This window comes from Stenotrophomonas sp. TWI700 (assembly GCF_039673645.1).
GTDB classification, from domain to species: domain Bacteria; phylum Pseudomonadota; class Gammaproteobacteria; order Xanthomonadales; family Xanthomonadaceae; genus Stenotrophomonas; species Stenotrophomonas maltophilia_AA.
Genome location: NZ_JBDJMB010000007.1, coordinates 100812 through 114128 on the forward strand (window position 1 = coordinate 100812; position 13317 = coordinate 114128).

General features: G+C 68.6%; 13 protein-coding genes and 2 riboswitches. Of the genes, 9 read left to right on the forward strand and 4 right to left on the reverse strand.

The window, feature by feature from the left end:
• Positions 1 to 207 precede the first annotated feature (207 nt).
• Positions 208 to 825, reverse strand: coding sequence for a trimeric intracellular cation channel family protein (locus tag ABE473_RS07745; protein WP_019183564.1), 618 nt, complete (start codon positions 823 to 825; stop codon positions 208 to 210).
• A gap of 91 nt (positions 826 to 916) precedes the next feature.
• A riboswitch (glycine riboswitch) is annotated at positions 917 to 1008 on the reverse strand.
• An 8-nt stretch (positions 1009 to 1016) separates the two neighbouring features.
• Positions 1017 to 1110: riboswitch (glycine riboswitch) on the reverse strand.
• A gap of 44 nt (positions 1111 to 1154) precedes the next feature.
• Here ABE473_RS07745 and ABE473_RS07750 point away from each other — a divergent pair.
• The 3 genes from ABE473_RS07750 (at position 1155) to ABE473_RS07760 (ending at position 2343) form a co-directional block, all read left to right on the forward strand.
• The gene (locus ABE473_RS07750) at positions 1155 to 1424 is read left to right on the forward strand and encodes a GIY-YIG nuclease family protein (protein WP_121040315.1); all 270 of its coding nucleotides are present in this window, start codon (positions 1155 to 1157) and stop codon (positions 1422 to 1424) included.
• Positions 1425 to 1510: 86 nt separating this feature from the next.
• Positions 1511 to 1855 carry a ribonuclease E inhibitor RraB gene (locus ABE473_RS07755; RefSeq protein WP_176988052.1) on the forward strand — a complete coding sequence of 115 codons (345 nt, stop codon included), beginning with the start codon at positions 1511 to 1513 and terminating at the stop codon, positions 1853 to 1855.
• Between the two features lie 53 nt (positions 1856 to 1908).
• Entirely contained in the window at positions 1909 to 2343 is a 435-nt protein-coding gene (locus ABE473_RS07760) for a nuclear transport factor 2 family protein (protein ID WP_179459921.1), read from the forward strand.
• A 49-nt stretch (positions 2344 to 2392) separates the two neighbouring features.
• On the opposite strand, the gene ABE473_RS07765 is transcribed toward ABE473_RS07760, so the two are convergent.
• Positions 2393 to 3685, reverse strand: a complete 1293-nt coding sequence (locus ABE473_RS07765; protein WP_346477809.1) for an NAD(P)/FAD-dependent oxidoreductase — start codon at positions 3683 to 3685, stop codon at positions 2393 to 2395.
• Positions 3686 to 3847: 162 nt separating this feature from the next.
• Between ABE473_RS07765 and ABE473_RS07770 the strand changes: the two genes are divergently transcribed.
• A complete protein-coding gene (locus tag ABE473_RS07770) occupies positions 3848 to 4609 on the forward strand; it encodes an NYN domain-containing protein (RefSeq protein WP_123730048.1) in 762 nt (253 codons plus the stop codon).
• A gap of 76 nt (positions 4610 to 4685) precedes the next feature.
• A complete protein-coding gene (locus ABE473_RS07775) occupies positions 4686 to 5306 on the forward strand; it encodes a glutathione S-transferase (RefSeq protein ID WP_346489062.1) in 621 nt (206 codons plus the stop codon).
• 14 nt (positions 5307 to 5320) lie between these two features.
• On the opposite strand, the gene ABE473_RS07780 is transcribed toward ABE473_RS07775, so the two are convergent.
• Complete coding sequence (locus ABE473_RS07780) at positions 5321 to 7501, reverse strand: primosomal protein N' (RefSeq protein WP_346489106.1); 2181 nt, start codon at positions 7499 to 7501, stop codon at positions 5321 to 5323.
• Positions 7502 to 7938: 437 nt separating this feature from the next.
• On the opposite strand from ABE473_RS07780, the gene ABE473_RS07785 reads away from it, so the two are divergent.
• The 4 genes from ABE473_RS07785 (at position 7939) to sppA (ending at position 12966) form a co-directional block, all read left to right on the forward strand.
• A complete protein-coding gene (locus ABE473_RS07785) occupies positions 7939 to 8943 on the forward strand; it encodes a hypothetical protein (protein WP_346489063.1) in 1005 nt (334 codons plus the stop codon).
• On the forward strand, positions 8936 to 9499 hold the full coding sequence (locus ABE473_RS07790; protein WP_346489064.1) for a DUF3106 domain-containing protein: 564 nt from the start codon (positions 8936 to 8938) through the stop codon (positions 9497 to 9499). The genes ABE473_RS07785 and ABE473_RS07790 overlap by 8 nt, the downstream gene beginning before the upstream one ends.
• Before the next feature lie 119 nt (positions 9500 to 9618).
• Entirely contained in the window at positions 9619 to 10983 is a 1365-nt protein-coding gene (locus ABE473_RS07795; protein WP_346489065.1) for an MATE family efflux transporter, read from the forward strand.
• A gap of 75 nt (positions 10984 to 11058) precedes the next feature.
• Entirely contained in the window at positions 11059 to 12966 is a 1908-nt protein-coding gene (sppA, locus tag ABE473_RS07800) for a signal peptide peptidase SppA (protein WP_346489066.1), read from the forward strand.
• A 73-nt stretch (positions 12967 to 13039) separates the two neighbouring features.
• On the opposite strand, the gene ABE473_RS07805 is transcribed toward sppA, so the two are convergent.
• A complete protein-coding gene (locus tag ABE473_RS07805; RefSeq protein ID WP_346489067.1) occupies positions 13040 to 13282 on the reverse strand; it encodes a hypothetical protein in 243 nt (80 codons plus the stop codon).
• Positions 13283 to 13317: the final 35 nt, after the last annotated feature.

A 13317-nucleotide genomic window follows, 5' to 3' on the forward strand; every position in this document is an offset into this window, starting at 1 on the left:
GCGTCATGGTACCGCGTGTGGGTGCCTGCACTCACATGCCCTTGGTCATGGGGCGGGGCAGGGCCCGGATGGATGGGTGCATTGCGTCATCCGTCCAAGGTGGTCACGGGAAGGCGCATGCATGCCGTCGGTAGGTACCGACCGTTGGTCGGTACACGCCGCCACCCGACCAACGGTCGGGTGCTACCGGTGCATTGAACGTTCCGTTCAATGCACCTCGTCGCGGTACACGAACTTCGGCATTTCCCATTTGAAGTGGATCGCCAGCAGGCGGAACAGGAAACCGCCGCCCAGGCACCACAGCGTCGCCGCGTTGAGCGACACACCGAGTTCCAGCAGGGTCAGGTAGGCCGCCCCGGTGAGCAGGGTGATCACCGCATACAGTTCTTTCTGGAAGATCAGCGGCACCTCGTTGCACAGCACATCGCGCAGCACGCCGCCGAACGCACCGGTGAGCATGCCGGCGATCAGAATGATCGGCACGGTGTGCCCGCCCTCGCGTGCGACCGCGCAGCCGATCAGGGTGAAGGCGATCAGGCCCAGGCCATCGAGCACCAGGAAGGTGCGCCGGAAATGGTGCATCCAGCGCGCCACCCAGGTCGCGATCAGTGCCGCGCAGATGGTGAAGCCCAGGTATTCCGGATGTTTCACCCAGCCTAGCGGGTAGTGGCCGAGCACGATGTCGCGCAGCGAGCCGCCACCGAGCGCGGTGACGCAGGCGATGATGACCACGCCGAACAGATCCATGCGGCGGCGGCCGGCCGACAGCGCGCCGGTCATGGCTTCGGCCGAGATGGCGATGAGGTAGATCAGGGAGAGCAGCATGGGGGTGGCTCCGGAAACACGGCAGGCGGGGACGGAAACGCGCACGCGTCACGCCAGCGCCGCTGCACTGTCGTGGGTGGGATTCCGTTGCCGCTCCCGCTGTCCTTTTGCCTGAGAGTTCGGTGGCCAAGGCCACGTGCCCCTTCGGCGGGTCATTGAAGACCTCTCTCCAGATCGGCGTGTCGGATGCATGGTTGGTGGCTGTGCAGCCACCGGCCTGAGCGATTATGGGAGCCTGCGCCTTCGGCGGGCGCCAGCGCGGCGCCTCTCTCCTGCATCCGGGGCGGATTCTAGCAGCCGCCGGGCCCGCACCGGGCGATAATCCCGGTATGCCCGCTGAACCCGCCCTCTGGTACCTGTACCTGCTTGAATGCCGCAACGGCAGCTATTACGCCGGCATCAGCAACGACGTGGACGCGCGCTTCCAGGCCCACCTCGCCGGTAAAGGGGCGAAATACACGCGGGCCAACCCGCCGGTGAAGGTGCTGGCGATGCGCGCCTACCCGGACCGCGCGGCGGCCTCGAAGGCCGAGTGGCAGCTCAAGCGGCAACCGCGGGAGCGCAAGCTGGCGTGGCTGGCGCTGCCCGATCCCACGTAGCGCCGCGCGCGGGTTGTTCGGGGCTCCGCTGGCGGCATACCATCGAGCATCGTTCGTTGATCCGCTTGCCCAAGCCCTGGAGTGCCATGTCCCGCGATCTGTCGTTGTACCCGGAAGATGAGAATGGCGATGTGCTCTGGAACATGCTGCAGGACGGCGACGATCTGACGATTCCGCGCGAGGTGGATTTCGCGCTGATCTTCCCGACCCAGGACGTGGCGATCGCCTTCGCCGTGCACCTGCTCAAGAACGACCAGAAGGTGTCCTTCGCCGCGTACGAAGGCAACGATGAGTTCCCATGGCAGGTGGTGGTGCATCCGCTGATGCTGCCGACGCACCAGAACATCTCGGGCTTCGAAGGTCTGCTGGCCAGCGAGGCGGTCTCCTACAGCGGCCAGGTCGACGGCTGGGGATGCCTGTCGCAGGGGTGAGCCACCGCAATGCGGCGTGATCCGTTCGAACGTCCCCCTGCCGGAGAGAATCGATGTCGACGTTGTCCCTGATGCTCGCGGTTGCCACGGCCGCCACACCGGCGGCCCATGGGCCTGATCCGGCCACGCTGGCCGCCATCGAAGCAACCTGCTTCGACTACGTGGATGGGCAGCTGGAAGGAAATCCCGAGCGCGTGGCGCGCTCGCTGCACCCGGACCTGGCCAAGCGCGCGATCCTGGGCGATACGCCGGACGAGCGGCTTGGCCTGCGCCGGATGTCGAAAGAGGAACTGGTCGGGTTGACCCGGGCCGGCGCGCTGAAGACGCCGAAGGCCGCGTGGAACCGGCAGTGCAAGGTGCTCGATGTCGTTGGCAACGCCGCCTCGGTGCGGCTGGAAACCCCGTGGTTCGTGGATTATTTCCACATGGGGCGGTTCGGCGAGCGCTGGGTGATCGTCAACGCGCTGTGGTACAGCAAACCGAAGTAAGCGATGGCAGCCATGGCACGGCCGGCTGCCACCGTTGCGGCAAGGACGATCAGGGCGTCGGCGGTCGTTTCGGCCGACGATCATCCTGTGCATCGCCGAAGATGATCCGCGCGCTGCGCTGGTAGCTCCAGTACGCCACCGCCCAGTTCAGCAGCACCACGACGCGGTTGCGGAAGCCGATCAGGAAGAACACGTGCGCGGCCAGCCAGAACCACCAGGCCAGCACGCCGGAGAGCTGCAGGCGGCCGAGGTGGACGATCGCGGCCATGCGGCCGATGGTGGCCAGGTTGCCGAAGTCCTGGTAGTTGAACGGGCCCGGCGCAGGCTTGCCGGCCAGGCGTGCCTGGATCGTGGTCGCCACGTGCTTGCCCATCTGCTTGGCCGCCGGCGCGACGCCGGGCACCGGTTTGCCGTCGGCCTGGGTCAGTGCGGCGAGGTCGCCGGCGACGAAGATCTCCGGGTGGCCGTCCAGCGTGAGATCGGGCTGCACCGGCACGCGGCCGGCGCGGTCCAGTGGGACGTCCAGCGTACGCGCCAGCGGTGAGGCGGCGACACCCGCGGCCCATACCACGGTACGGGCCTCGACGAAGCGGTCGCCGAGCTGGAAGCCTTCGGCATTGATGTCGCTGACGGGGGTGCCGGTGAGCACTTCCACGCCCAGCTTCTCCAGCTGCCGACGCGCCTTGAGCGAGAGCACTTCGGGGAACGTCGACAGCACGCGCGGGCCGGCCTCGACCAGGCGGACCTTGGCCGAGGCGGGATCGATATGGCGGAACTCATTGCGCAGCGTGTGCCGTGCGATCTCGGCCAGGGTGCCGGCCAGTTCCACGCCGGTGGGGCCACCGCCGACCACGGCGAAACTGAGCCACGCCGCCTTGCGCGCGGGATCGGGTTCGGCCTCGGCGCGCTCGAAGGCGAGCAGCAGCTTGCGGCGCAGTGCGATGGCATCATCCAGCGTCTTCAGGCCCGGCGCATCGGCGGCCCATTCGTCGTGGCCGAAATACGCGTGGGTGGCGCCGGTGCACAGCATCAGGGTGTCGTAGGCGATCTGCGTGCCATCGGCCAGGGTCGCGGTGCGCGCCGCCTTGTCGATGTCGGTCACTTCGCCCAGCCGCACTTCAACGTTGCGCTGGTCGCCGAGGATGTGACGCAGCGGCGCGGCGATATCCGGGGCCGACAGGCCCGCCGTGGCCACCTGGTAAAGCAGGGGCTGGAACAGATGGTGGTTGCGACGGTCCACCAGGGTGATGCGCACGTGCGCCGAGGCGAGGGCACGGGTGGCCCAGAGGCCGGCAAAACCACCACCGATGATGAGCAGGTGGGGCGTGGGATCGCGGGTCATGCTTCACTCCTTGGCGGGCGCCGGAGGGGGGCGGCGCAGTTCGTCTCGTGATGCGGCCCATGGTCGCACGTGAAGCGCGATGTTCACGTCGATGGCCGATACTGGGTTCAGGGGCCATCGCGCTTGCCCGATGGCCGATCCGATCCCACGCTGGAGACCGAGATGTCCGAACCGGAAAAGCGCATCGCCCTGCTGATCGATGCCGACAACGCGCCCTCGTCCAAGATCGATGCGGTGCTGGCCGAAGTCGCCCGCTACGGCGTGGCCAATGTCCGCCGCGCCTACGGCAACTGGAAGAGCCCGCGCCTGAAAGGGTGGGAATCGGTGCTGCACGAATACGCGATCCGCCCGATCCAGCAGTTCGCCTACAGCCGCGGCAAGAACGCCTCGGACATGGCGATGGTGATCGACGCGATGGACATGCTGTACGCCCGCAACCTGGACGGCTTCGCGATCGTCTCCAGCGATGCGGATTTCACCCCGCTGGTGATGCGCCTGCTGACCGACGGGGTCAAGGTGTATGGCTTCGGCGAAAAGAAAACGCCGGAGCCGTTCGTCAACGCCTGCTCGAAGTTCACCTATATCGAAGCCCTGGGTCAGCCGCATGCGGCCGATCAGGAGGTGGAGCAGGACAACGAGGAAACCCGCCCGCGCAAGAGCGGCCCGGAGCTGCGCAACGACACCCGGCTGGTGCAGATGCTGCGGCGCGCGGTGACCTCGGCCGAAGCCGAGGATGGCTGGTCGCACCTGGGCCCGGTCGGCAGCCAGATCGGCAACCAGGCCTCCTTCGATTCGCGCAATTACGGGTACGGCAAACTCAGCGATCTGCTGGCCGCGACCGGTTTGTTCGAGATGAAGAAGGACGGCAAATCGACCTATGTGCGCGCGCTGCCGAAGAAGAGTGCGGCGAAGGCGGCGAAGTAACGGCGTGCGGTTGGGCGTATCGTAGCGGCACCGCGCGACCCCGGTGCCGCGCATCGCCCGCTACGAGAGTCCGACCATGCTGAAAATCTGGGGCCGTCGCAATTCCAGCAACGTGCGCAAAGTGCTGTGGTGTGCCGAGGAGATCGGGGCGCCCTACGAGTCGATCGAGGTCGGCGGTGCATTCGGTGGCACGCAGTCGCCGGAATACCGTGCGATGAATCCCAACGGACTGGTGCCGGTGATCGAGGACCACGGCCTGCCGCTGTGGGAGTCCAATACGATCGTGCGCTATCTCTGCGCACGCTACGCGCTGGGCACGTTGTACCCGGAGGACGTGGTGGCGCGCGCGCAGTCTGAGAAGTGGATGGACTGGACCACCTCGAGCTTCGCCGGGGTGTTCCGCGATCTGTTCTGGGGCACGCTGCGGACGGCCCCGGCCGACCGCGACGAGGCCCGTATCGCGGCGGCGCTGGTGCGCTCCGGCGAGCTGCTGGCGATGGCCGATGACACGCTGTCGCGGCAGCCGTATCTGGCCGGCGAGCAGTTCGCGATGGGCGATATCCCGCTGGGCGCCTTCATCTATGCCTGGTTCGAGATGCCGATCCAGCGCCCGGACCTGCCGCATCTGGCGGCGTGGTACGAGCGGTTGAAGCAGCGGCCGGCGTATCAGCGTGGGGTCATGACGGCGTTGACCTGAGAGGCCGTGCCGGCCTAATACAGATCCATCGGATCCACATCCAGCGACCAGCGCACCTTGCGTGCCTGCGGCAGCGCGGAAATCTGCGGCGTCACCTGATCCAGCACGCCATGCAGTGGACGCCGGGCGGGTGAGGACAACAGCAGCTGGGTGCGCTGGTAGCCGGCTCGGCGGGGCATCGGTGCCGGCATCGGGCCGTAACGTTCCACCGCGGCATCGTCGGGAATCAACGCGCGCACCGCACTGAGCATCGCGTTGGCATGCTCCACCTGCTGGGCTTCGGCACGCAGCAGCGCCAGATGCGCGAACGGTGGAAAACCGGCCGCTTCGCGCTGCTGCAGTTCGGCCTCGGCGAAGGCGTGGTAGCCGCCGTTGACCAGCGTCTCCAGCAGGGGATGCCCGGGGTGATGCGTCTGCAGCCACACCTCACCGGCATCCACGGCACGCCCGGCGCGGCCGGCGACCTGGATCAGCTGCTGCGCGAGTTTTTCGCTGGCGCGGAAGTCGGCCGAGAACAGGCCTTCATCGATCCCCACCACCACCACCAGGGTCAGCTTCGGCAGGTCGTGGCCCTTGGCCAGGATCTGCGTGCCGACCAGGATGCCCGCGCGATCGCCGAGCGAGGCCAGCTGGGTTTCCAGCGCATCGCGCTTGCCGGTGGTGCCGCGGTCGATGCGGATCACCGGAAAGTCCGGGAAGGCCTCGACCAGGTGTTCTTCCAGCCGTTCGGTCCCGATGCCCTGCGGCTGCAGCGCGAGGCTGCCGCAGTCCGGGCACGCCAGCGGCGCGGACTGGCGTGCGCCACAGTGGTGGCATTGCAGGCGGCGGCCGCCGGCGTGCACAGTCATCGGCGCATCACAGCGCTGGCACGGTGCGGTCCAGCCGCAGTCGTGGCAGAGCAGCACGGGAGCATAGCCGCGGCGGTTCTTGAAGACGAGCACCTGGTGCCCGGCCTGCAGGTGCTGGGTGATGCCGGCCAGCACTTCCGGCGAGAGCCCATCGCGCAGCGGCCGTTTGCGCACGTCGAGCACGCGGACCACCGGCGGTCGCGCCGCGCCCGCGCGCTGCTTCAGGCGCAGGTGGGTGTACCGCCCGGCCTGCGCGTTGTGCAGTGATTCCAGTGACGGCGTGGCGCTGCCGAGCACCACTGCCACGTCCAGCGCCTTGGCGCGTACCAGCGCGAAATCACGCGCGTGGTAGCGGATGCCATCCTGCTGTTTGTAGCTGCCGTCGTGCTCCTCGTCGATCACGATCAGGCCCGCATTCGGCAGCGGGGTGAACACCGCCGAACGCGTGCCGACGATGACCTGTGCTTCGCCCCGCGCGGCGGCCGCCCAGACGCGGGCACGCTCGTTGTCGTTCAAGCCCGAGTGCAGCACATGCACCGGAATGCCCAGGCGGTTGCGGAAGCGCGACAGCGTCTGCGGGGTCAGCCCGATCTCCGGCACCAGCACCAGCGCCTGCTTGCCCCGCGCCAGGCAGGCGACGATCGCCTGCAGGTAGACCTCGGTCTTGCCGCTGCCGGTCACGCCATCGAGCAGGTAGGCGGCAAAACCGTCGGCGGCGGTGATCGCGGCGATCGCCTCGGCCTGTTCGGCATTCGGGGCAGGGCCGCTGGCCGGCGATGCCACGGCCGGCGCGTGCGCCAGCGCGATCCGTTCGACGAGATCGCGCTTGGCCAGCGACCGGGCAGCGCTGCGCCAGTCGTCCATCAACGTATCCAGCCGGTCTTCGTTCACCACGCCCTCGGCCAGGCATTCGGCCAGGCGCTGCGGGCGGGTACCGCTGCGCAGCCTGGGCTGCGGGTCGCGGCCAGCGTCCGTCAACTGCCAGCCCCACTGATGGGTATCCGGCACGGCCTCCCCGCGCCGCAGCGGGCCGGGCAGGGCGGTGCTGATGACTTCGCCCAGGGGGGCATGGGTGTAGCGCGCCAGCCACTGCAGCGATCGCCACAGCTCGCCGGTGACCAGCGGGGTGGTGTCGATCCACTCGATCGCCGCCCGCAGGCTGCCCGGGTCCTCCACCTGGCCGATCCCCGCCACCACCCCGACCAGCTCCCGGGAGCCGAACGGCACCCGGACCCGCTGCCCGGTCATCGCCAGATCCGGGGCCGGGCCGGGCGGCGGGGCGTAGTCGAACAAGTGCGGCAGCGGCACCGGGAGGGCGACGCGCAGGGTCGAAGACGAGGAGGTCATCGGGTCAGTGTAGCGGGCGGCGGCGGACCCGATCACGCCCATTCACCGTCTCAACGGGGTGCGCGCCGAATCATAAATCCCACCTAAATATCCGAGTTGATTGGAGATTCAGGCTTATCCACATCTTCTGTGGATAAGTCTGTGTGCCATTGCGTATGTGACCGCCCTGCGTCAGGAACTTCCGACGTTCTTCTCAGGTTGGTCAAAAAATAGCCAAGCGACAATGATCAATGAAAACAACAAGATAGCTGTGAAACAAAGTTGAAACAGACTTGACGCGGGGCTCACGTGTGGTTCCACCCCGGTTTTCCGTGGTGCTGTGCACAACCTTTTGCGCCAGAAGGCTTTGCGGACCGTGGCCGCTCACAGGAAATGAACATCGGCGCGCCGCTGGAGTGACGCAATCGCTATCATTTCCACACAATGATGGAGTTGCTATGACGGCTGCGCCCGCCCCTGTTTCCTCTACCGCAGCCGGCGCGCTGTCGGCGTTTCTCCGTGGCGTTGAACGCCGCGCCCTGGTCGTGGCCGAGCTGCAGTGCGGCGACCCGACCGTCGCCGAGCAGGCCCTGGTCGCGGTCATGCGCGCTTTTGCCGGGATCGCCAGCGACCTGCCCATGGTCCAGTGGCCGGAGCGGTTCTGGTCGCTGCTGGTGCACCGCGCGCCGCTGCGCGAGCCGACGGCGGGCCGTTGGCCGGCGCCGCTCGAGCACCTGGCTGGCCTCACCCCGCCGGCGCGGCTCGCGTTCCTGCTGCGGATCGGCGGCGGTCTGGACGAGGCGGCGGCCGCACAGGTCCTGGATCTGCCGATGGCCGACTACCAGCATGCCCTGGCCGACGCCTGCCCCCGCGATGCCCATGGCAACCCGGATGCCGCCGGCTGGCGCGCCCTGGCCGAGCAGGTCCAGCTGCGCATCCGCGATCTGCCCGCCAGCCGGCTGCAGCGCCTGCAGCAACCGGTCGCGGCGCCGGCAAGCCAGCAGCCGGATGCCGCCTCCTGGCGCACCCCGGTCAAGTCGGAAGCCCCCGCCCAGCGCGGACCGGTCAAGCGCCCGCGTGGCCGTCGCTTCCCGTGGAAGGGCGTGCTGATCGTGGCCGTCACCGCCGGCGTGCTGCTCGGTGGCGCGGCGTGGTGGAAACACGCCCGCCAGGCCGGCGGGCCTGTGGCGGATGCCCCCGAAGGCGCGGTCGCCGATGCGGGACCGGTCACCGTGGAGGCGCTGCCTGCCGACGACCTGCCGACCGTGGCCCCGAGCGCGTCGCCGTACGCTGCCAGCGATGCGGCGATGCTGGCCGATCCGGACCTGCCGACCGCCCGCGATGCCGATCTGTACGCGTGGTTCGCCGCCGGCGGCCCCGTCCCGGTCGACGAATCGCAGGCCCAGCCCAGCCGTCCCGAACCCGCTACCGCCGGCCTGGAGACGGCTGCCGCCGATGAATAAGCCTGCCTTGCTGCTGATCGCCCTGGGGCTGTCGAGCGCCGCCAGCGCCGCCCCCAACCGGGTCGAGGTTCCCCTCGCCGTGCCCGCGCCGACCAGTGCCACCGCGCCGGCCATCCCGGCGACCCCGGCGGCGCTGGACCCGGCCCAGCTGCGCGAGCTGCGCAGCCGCTATGCCGCCTGGCAGGCCATGGGCGAAAGCGAACGTGCCCGCGTCCGTGCCGCCGCGGCGCGGGTTGCGGCGCTGCCCCCGGCCCAGCAGCAGGCGCTGCGCCAGCGTTTCGCCGAGCAGGACCAGCGCTTCCGCGACGGCTGGCTGCTCGGCCCGCAGCTCGGCCACGAGTTCACCAAGCTGCAGGGCCTGTTCGGCTATCTGCCGGCCGAGCAGCGCCCGACCGCGTTGGCGGTGCTGCGCCAGCTCACGCCGTCCCAGCTCACCCAGTTGACTCTGGTCGCCCAGCGCACGCCGCCGCAGGACCGCGACCGCGTCCGCGCCGAGTTCCTGGCCGTGGCCCCGGGCGCGCGTGATAGCTGGCTGCGCGAGCACGTCGGACACTGACGGCATCGCCTCGTTTACCTGAAAGCGCGGCTTTTCCCTGGCCGCGCGCGTAAGATGTCGGGCCGCAACCCGGTGCCTGTGCCCTCCGCGCGCGACCGTAGTTGCCGTCTGTGACGTCCATGTCTACCGCTTCCTCTACGCCGCGCCTCTCCCGGGAAGTGCGCGCCACCGGTCTGCTCGCGCTGCCGCTGGTTCTGGGCCATGTCTCCACCGGCCTGATCTCCTTCGTCGACAACGTGATCGCCGGTCACCACGGCACCGACACGCTCGCGGCCGTTACCATCGGCACGGCGCTGCTATGGCTGCCGATGCTGATCCCGATCGGCACCCTGATCTCGCTGACCGCCTCGGTCTCGCAGCTGCACGGCGCGGGCCGCGAGCGCGAAATCGGCCCGCTGTTCCGGCAGGCGCTGTGGCTGGCGCTGGGCCTGGGCCTGATCATGTTCACCTTCCTCACGGTGGTGCCGCCGCTGCTGCCGGCATTCGGCATCGCGCCGGACATCGTGCCCGGCGCGACCGCGTTCCTGCATGCGGTGCGCTGGGGCGGCCCGGCGCTGACGCTGTACTTCTGCATGCGCTACCTGAGCGAGGGCATGCACTGGACGCTGCCGACGATGCTGCTTGGCTTCGGCGGCCTGCTGGTGCTGGCCCCGCTGGGCTACGTGCTCTGCTACGGCAAGCTCGGTTTCCCCGAGCTGGGCGCCGAAGGCCTGGGCATGGCCTCGGCGATCATGATGTGGCTGCAGGCACTGTGCTTTGCCGGCTATCTCTGGAAGACCAAGCGCTTCGCCCACCTGCAGCTGTTCTCGCATTTCGAGGCGCCGCGCTGGAGCGCGATCTGGGACCTGCTGCGGACCGGCCTGCCGATCGGCATCACCGTGCTGATGGAAGGCGGGTTGTTCATCGTCACCGCCCTGCTGATCGGCCGCCTCGGCGCCACCGAAGCGGCCTCGCACCAGATCGCGCTCAACGTCGCGCAGCTGTGCTTCATGATCCCGATGGGCGTGGCCGAGGCCACCACGGTGCGGGTCGGCCATGCGGTCGGCAGCGGCAACGGGCTGGGCGTGCGCCGTGCGGCGATCGCCGGGCTGCTGATCATCCTGGGCACACAGACGTTCTCGGCGCTGGTCCTGCTGTTCGGCCATGACGCCATCGTCGGTGTCTACACGAACGATCTGGGCGTGGCCGCGCTGGCCTCGACCCTGCTGCTGTACGCGGCGGCGTTCCAGTTCCCGGATGGCATCCAGGTGCTCTCGGCCGGCGCGCTGCGCGGACTGAAGGACACCCGTGTGCCGATGTTCATCGCGATGTTCTCGTACTGGGGCCTGGGCATGCCGCTCGGCGCCGGGCTGGGACTGGGCCTGGGCATGGGCCCGCAGGGCATGTGGCTGGGCCTGATCCTGGGCCTGACCGCTGCCGCCATCCTGATGGCCTGGCGACTGCGCGTGAGCAGCGCCCGCGCCGGGCTCCCTTCGACACCCTGACTTGTGTCCGATGCCGGCGCGCCCGGCACCGGCTATTCTGGCACCACGGCAAGAAGCCACTCTGGAGTTACCCCCATGAACCAACCCGCGCGTCGCAATCCCGTCGCCAGCTTCTTCATCGGGCTGTGGGATGTGATGAACTTTACCCGCCGGCTCATCCTCAACCTGGTGTTCTTCGGCCTGCTGTTCCTGATCCTGATCCTGTTCATCGTCGCGATGGGCAAGAGCGCGACCTCGAAGGCATCGCTGCAGGACCGCACGACCCTGGTGATCGCACCGGAAGGCCGCCTGGTCGAGCAGTTCAGTGCCGATCCGGTCAGCCGCGCGCTGGGCAAGGCGGTCGGTGACAAGGGCGCCGAAGAAATCCAGCTGCGCGATCTGATCCGCGCGCTGGAGGCCGCCAGGACCGACAAGAAGATCGAGCGCGTGGTGCTCGAGCTGGACAAACTGCAGCCCAGCGGTTTCGCCTCGATGCGCGAAGTGACCGTCGCGCTGCAGGAACTGCGTGCCGCCGGCAAGCAGGTGGTCGCCTTCAGCGAGAACATGAGCCAGTCGCAGTACCTGCTGGCCTCGCAGGCCAATGAGGTCTACCTGGACCCGATGGGCGGCGTGGTGCTCGAGGGCCTGGGCCGCTACCGCCAGTACTTCCGCACCGGCCTGCAGGACAAGCTCGGCGTGGACGTGCACCTGTTCAAGGTGGGCGAGTACAAGTCGGCTGCCGAACCGTACGTGCTGGATGCCGCTTCGCCGCAGGCCAAGGAAGCCGATCTGTTCTGGATGAACGATGTGTGGCAGCGCTACCTGGCCGACATCGCCAAGGCGCGCAAGCTTGACCCGGCACAGTTGGCCGCCGGCATCGACACCATGCCCGAAGGCATCGCCGCCGCCGGTGGCGACCTGGCCAAGTTCGCCCTGCAGCAGAAGCTGGTGGACGGCCTGAAGACGCGCGAGGAAGTGGACACCCTGCTGACCGAACGCGGCATCGCCGACGATGACGCCGACGGTGGCTACCGAAACGTCAACCTCGATGCCTACCTGAGCGTGCTCGACAGCCGTCGCTCGCCGATGGACTCGCGTCCGCAGGTGGCGGTGATCGTGGCCTCCGGTGAAATCTCCGGCGGCGATCTGCCGGCCGGCCGCATCGGTGGCGAGTCGACCTCGGCGCTGCTGCGCGAGGCGCGCGACGACAAGGACGTGAAGGCCGTGGTGCTGCGCGTGAGCTCGCCGGGCGGTGAAGTGTTCGCCTCCGAGCAGATCCGCCGCGAAGTGGTCGCGCTGAAGGACGCCGGCAAGCCGGTGGTGGTCTCGATGGGCGATCTGGCGGCCTCGGGCGGTTACTGGATCAGCATGAACGCCGATCGCATCTACGCCGACCCGTCCACGATCACCGGTTCGATCGGCATCTTCGGCATGATCCCGAACGTGGCCCGCTCGCTGGACAAGATCGGCGTGCATACCGATGGCGTGGGCACCACCCGCTTCGCCGGTGCGTTCGACATCACCCGCCCGATGGACCCGGCCGTGGGCCAGGTCATCCAGTCGGTGATCAACAAGGGCTACGCCGATTTCACCGGCAAGGTCGCCGCCGCGCGCAACAAGCCGGTGGAAGCGGTCGATGAAGTCGCGCGTGGTCGTGTGTGGAGCGGTGCGCAGGCCAAGGAACGCGGCCTGGTCGATGAGTTCGGTGGCCTGAAGACCGCCGTCGCCGATGCCGCCAGCCGCGCCAAGCTCGGTGAGGCCGGCAAGTTCCGCGTGCGTTACATCGAGAAGGCGGCCACGCCGTTCGCGCAGTTCCTCAGCGGCTTCGCCGGCAGCCATGCCGGTGCCTGGATGCTGGGCGAATCGGGCATGGCCCGTCTGATGCTGGCCCGTTCGATGCCGGAGCTGGACACCCAGCTGCGCTTCGTCGAAGACGCCGCACGCGACCCGCGCAACAACGCCGCGCCGGTCAAGACGCTGGTGTACTGCTTCTGCGGTCTGTAAGCGGACTCAGCGGTACCGTGTGACACCCGAACGCCCGGCCTGTGCCGGGCGTTCTGCTATCCGGCCGGTGGGGTCAGGGGCTGGGCTCGGGCGGTGGTGTATCGCCGGTGGCACGATCCACCTCGGCCGCCTGTGCGTCAGCGGACTGCTGCAGAGTGTCGCTGACCGAGCGGGCGCGGTCGATCGGTTTCTGGATTGCATCGCGCAGTTCGGTGGCCTGCGGTTCCGGCGGTGCATCCGGTGCTGGCGGCACCGGGCGGTTGCAGGCGCTCAGCGTGATCATCGCGAGCAGCGGCAGGGCAATACGGATCGTCATGGCAACCTCCCTCGTTGAGCCGGTAGCGGAGAACC

Bases quoted from the DNA above. Each gene is read 5' to 3' on its own strand.
- ABE473_RS07775 (WP_346489062.1), top strand. From the start codon at position 4,686: ATGCTGAAAATCTGGGGCCGTCGCAATTCCAGCAACGTGCGCAAAGTG.
- ABE473_RS07750 (WP_121040315.1), top strand. From the start codon at position 1,155: ATGCCCGCTGAACCCGCCCTCTGGTACCTGTACCTGCTTGAATGCCGC.
- ABE473_RS07760 (WP_179459921.1), top strand. From the start codon at position 1,909: ATGTCGACGTTGTCCCTGATGCTCGCGGTTGCCACGGCCGCCACACCG.
- ABE473_RS07795 (WP_346489065.1), top strand. From the start codon at position 9,619: ATGTCTACCGCTTCCTCTACGCCGCGCCTCTCCCGGGAAGTGCGCGCC.
- ABE473_RS07770 (WP_123730048.1), top strand. From the start codon at position 3,848: ATGTCCGAACCGGAAAAGCGCATCGCCCTGCTGATCGATGCCGACAAC.
- ABE473_RS07755 (WP_176988052.1), top strand. From the start codon at position 1,511: ATGTCCCGCGATCTGTCGTTGTACCCGGAAGATGAGAATGGCGATGTG.
- ABE473_RS07785 (WP_346489063.1), top strand. From the start codon at position 7,939: ATGACGGCTGCGCCCGCCCCTGTTTCCTCTACCGCAGCCGGCGCGCTG.
- ABE473_RS07745 (WP_019183564.1), bottom strand. From the start codon at position 825: ATGCTGCTCTCCCTGATCTACCTCATCGCCATCTCGGCCGAAGCCATG.
- ABE473_RS07780 (WP_346489106.1), bottom strand. From the start codon at position 7,501: ATGACCTCCTCGTCTTCGACCCTGCGCGTCGCCCTCCCGGTGCCGCTG.
- ABE473_RS07765 (WP_346477809.1), bottom strand. From the start codon at position 3,685: ATGACCCGCGATCCCACGCCCCACCTGCTCATCATCGGTGGTGGTTTT.
- ABE473_RS07805 (WP_346489067.1), bottom strand. From the start codon at position 13,282: ATGACGATCCGTATTGCCCTGCCGCTGCTCGCGATGATCACGCTGAGC.
- ABE473_RS07790 (WP_346489064.1), top strand. From the start codon at position 8,936: ATGAATAAGCCTGCCTTGCTGCTGATCGCCCTGGGGCTGTCGAGCGCC.
- sppA (WP_346489066.1), top strand. From the start codon at position 11,059: ATGAACCAACCCGCGCGTCGCAATCCCGTCGCCAGCTTCTTCATCGGG.